Source organism: Streptomyces sp. NBC_00306 (assembly GCF_036169555.1).
Classification (GTDB): domain Bacteria; phylum Actinomycetota; class Actinomycetes; order Streptomycetales; family Streptomycetaceae; genus Streptomyces; species Streptomyces achmelvichensis.
The window spans coordinates 225,570-229,536 of sequence record NZ_CP108032.1 but is presented as its reverse complement, the minus strand read 5'-3'; the positions used below and the strand labels follow the sequence as shown (position 1 = coordinate 229,536).

At 72.8% G+C, this 3,967-nt stretch carries 2 protein-coding genes; one reads left to right on the top strand and one right to left on the bottom strand.

Annotated features, from left to right (window positions below; translation table 11 throughout):
- The first annotated feature begins 71 nt into the window (after positions 1-71).
- Complete coding sequence (locus tag OHA05_RS01060) at positions 72-3,257, top strand: non-ribosomal peptide synthetase (RefSeq protein ID WP_328859486.1); 3,186 nt, start codon at positions 72-74, stop codon at positions 3,255-3,257.
- Positions 3,258-3,400: 143 nt separating this feature from the next.
- Here the strand turns inward: OHA05_RS01060 and OHA05_RS01055 are convergent, their stop codons facing one another.
- A complete protein-coding gene (locus OHA05_RS01055; protein ID WP_313948361.1) occupies positions 3,401-3,700 on the bottom strand; it encodes a chorismate mutase in 300 nt (99 codons plus the stop codon).
- Between the last annotated feature and the right edge of the window lie 267 nt (positions 3,701-3,967).

Sequence of the window (3,967 nt, the reverse complement as noted above, 5' to 3'; positions counted from 1 at the left end):
CGTCCCTCGCCCCCGGAACGACCCCCAGCCATCGACGAGAGCCACCCGAACCACGCGAAGGGAACGACGAGATGACCGACCTGACGACGGGCTCCGCCACCCTGCTCGACGACCAGCCGCACCCCCGCCCCGTCCCGCCAGAGGCCGTGCCGGCCGTGCTGCCGATGTCGCTGGGCCAGGAGGAGCTGTACCGGCGGCCACCGCAGGCGGCCGAGCCGCCCGTGGTCCTCGGCTGGCGTCTGCACGGCGAGGTGCACGGCCCCGCGCTCGCCCAGGCGGTGCGGCAGCTGGTGGACCGGCACGAACCGCTGCGCACCACCTACCACACCGTGGACGGCGCTCCCGGCATGCGGGTGTGGCCTGCCGGCCTCTTCGGGCCCGTCGAGCCGGAGTTCGCCGATCTCACCGGCTCCGACGCGACGGGGCTGGAGGAGCGGGTACGGCAGCTGGCCACGGCACCGTTCGACCTCGCGGCCGGCCCGGTGCTGCGGGTCCTGCACGCTCATGTCGCCGCCGGCGAGCATGTCCTCGTGCTGTGCCTGCACCCCCTGGCCGTGGACCGCGCGTCGAAGGACCTCCTCGGCGCCGACCTGGCCGAGCTGTACACGGCGGCGCTGACCGGCCGGCCCGCCCGGCCCGCACCCACCGGCCACTACCGCGAGCACGCGGCCTGGCAGCGCAAACGCTTCACCGACGCCAAGATCGCCGCCCGGCTCGACTGCTGGCGTGAGAGGCTCGCCGACCTGCCCACACTGCGCCTGCCCACCGACCGGCCGCGGCCGGCCGCACGCACCACGCCCGGCGCCCGGCACGACTTCCGTGTGCCCGCCTCTGTCGCCCACGCCTTGGGCGGACTTGCCCGCGAGCAGGGCGGCACCCTGTTCGACGGCCTCCTCGCCGCCTGCCAGGTCCTCTTCTCCCGCTACAGCCAGCAGCAGGACCTGGCGGTCGGCACCCTGGCCCCCGGCCGTCCCCACCCCCATCTGCACGACGTGGTCGGCCACTTCGCCAACCCCCTGGTCCTGCGGCAGACGGTGCACCCGGACACCCCCTTCGCCGACCTGGTCGCCGACAGCGTCCGCACCGTCCAGGACGCCCTCTCGCACCAGGATGTGCCCTACGGCCGACTCGTCTCCGAACTCGCCGAAGGCTCCGGGACGGCGGGTCGCCCGCTGGTGCAGGCCATGGTGCTGCTGCGCGAGACGCCCTCCGCGTACACCCTGACCGGCGCGCGCGTCAGCGAGTTCCACCCTTCCTGGCCCGCCCCCGCCCACGACATCACCGTCGAGTTCACCACCACCTCCGCCGGCGACCTGACGGGTGTCCTGGAGTACGACACCGCCCTGTTCGACGCCGCCACCGTCGAACGCTGGGCCGGGCACCTGGGGGTGCTGCTCGGCGCCGCGGTCGCCGACCCCGCACGGCCCGTCGGCGACCTGCCCCTGCTGGACGCCGACGAGCACCGCCTGGTGAACACCGACTGGGCGGTCAACGAGCGGGACTTCCCCGCCCACCGCGGCGTGCACGACCTCGTCGGTGACCAGGTACGCGCCCGGCCCGACGCGGTCGCCGTCGTCCACGGCACCGTCACCACCACCTACGCCGAACTCGACGAACGGGCCAACCGGCTGGCTCACCTGTTGCTCGACAGCGGGGTGCGGCCGGGGTCCTTCGTCGCCGTGTGCCTGCCACGCGGCCCCGAACTGTTCGCCGCCCTCCTCGGCGTCCTGCGTGCCGGCTGCGCCTACCTGCCACTCGATCCGGACTACCCCGGCGACCGGCTGAGCTTCATGCTCGACGACGCCCGGGCGGCGGTGTGCCTGACCGAGCGGCACCTGACCGGCAAGCTCCCCGACACCGCCGTCACTACCATCTGCCTGGACGAACAGCGCGAGGCACTGGCCGCGCAGCCCGTGCACGCGCCGCACGTCAGCGTCTCGCCGCGGGATGCCGCCTACGTCATCTACACCTCCGGATCCACCGGCACCCCCAAGGGCACGGTGGTCGAACACCGCTCGATCACCCGCCTGGTGTGCAACGCCGACTACGTCGCGCTGCGCGAGGACGACGTCGTCGCTCAGGGCGCGGACGCCACCTTCGACGCGGCGACCTTCGAGATCTGGGCACCGCTGGTCACCGGCGCCCGTCTGGTCGTCATCGACAAGCACACCCTGCTCGACCCGGCCGCTCTGATGCTCGCCCTGACCCGCCACGAGATCACCACCTTGTTCCTGACGACCGCCGTCTTCAACCAGGTCGTCGCCGCCGATCCGAGCGCCTTCGCCACCCTGCGGCACGTCCTGTTCGGCGGTGAGGCCGTCAACTCCGCCCGGGTCGCGCAGGTCCTGGCGGCCCGCCCGCCGCAGCGCCTGCTGCACGTCTACGGCCCCACCGAGACCACCACCTTCGCCACCTGGCACGAGGTCCGCGAGGCCGACGGCACCACCCCCGTGCCGATCGGCGGCCCTCTCGCCAACACGGCCGTCCACGTCCTGGACGAACGGCTGAACCCGGTGCCCATCGGTGTCGTCGGCGAGCTGTACATCGCCGGTCCCGGCGTCGCCCGCGGCTATCTGGGCCGTCCCGAACTGACCGCCGAACGCTTCCTGGACAACCCGTTCGCCGCCGTACCGGGCGACCGCATGTACCGCTCAGGGGACCTGGTGCGCTGGACGGCGCAGGGCACCATCGAATACGTCGGCCGGGTGGACCACCAGGTCAAGGTCCGCGGCTACCGCATCGAACCCAGCGAGATCGAACTGGTCCTGGTCCAGCACCCGGACATCGAGGCCGCGTTCGTCATCGCCCTCCAGGACGGCGACCACAAGCGCCTCGTCGGCTATGTACGGCCCGCCGCGGGACGCCGGGTGGAGACCACCGAGCTGCGCGAGTTCGTCGCCGGCCGGCTGCCGGAGTTCATGGTGCCGTCCGCTGTTGTCGCCCTCGAGGCCTTCCCCCTCACCCCCAACGGCAAGATCGACCGCAAGGCGCTGCCGGCCCCCGTGCACACCGCGGACCCCGACAGCGGCTCCGCACCGCGCACCGACACCGAGCGGGTCCTCGCCGCCATCTGGGCCGACGTCCTGGGCGTCGAGCAGGTCGGCATCGCCGAGAACTTCTATGAACTGGGCGGTGACTCGATCCTGGGCATCACGGTGGTCGCGCAGGCACGCAAGGCTGGACTGACGATCTCCGCCAAGGACGTCTTCCGGCGTCAGACGATCGCCGAACTCGCCGCCGCGGTCACCGGGTCCTAGCCCTCACACCCACAGAAGAGCCCTGCGGCCCGCCGGACCTCCCGGCGGGCCGCAGGGCACTGCCACGTCCCCACAGCGCAGGGCAACGTGTCAGGGCCCGGCCGCAACTGCGGCCGGGCCCTGACACGTTGCCCTGCGGCGGATCAGATACGGCCCCGCCCCAGCTCCAGCAGCGTCAATGCCAGCGTGGTGCCGGGCTTGCCCAGGGCCTCGTTGTAGCGGGACAGGATCTGCGTCTCGCGCGAGAGGTTCACCCGGCGGCCGCCCGACGCGATCCGCGCGTCCTGGATCATGGCCGAGTAGGCGATCCGCTCACGGATCAGACCGATGATGCGGTTGTCGAGCGCGTCGATCCGCTCGCGGGCACCGCCGATGAGCGATGCCGCCTGCTCGGTGCGGGCGCCGGTCCTCTCGGTGGACGCCTGCGCATGGGTGATGGTCATCTTCGGGCCTCTTCTCGATGGCGGGGTTCTCGATGGCGGGGGAGCGGCACCCTGCACCGCCGCCCCGCAAGGGCCGGCCGGCACGGTGCCCGACGGTCTGCCGCACGCACCCGGCGGATGCCCGCGGCGCCGGCGAGTGCGGCGAACCGTCACCGACGAGGAAACCCCTCCACCCGCAACACGTGCGCAACACGGCGCCCCCACCGCCGTGTTGCGCCCCCCTTGCGCGGCTCGGTGTTCGATTCCTTACGTCAGTGAGGGATGTCC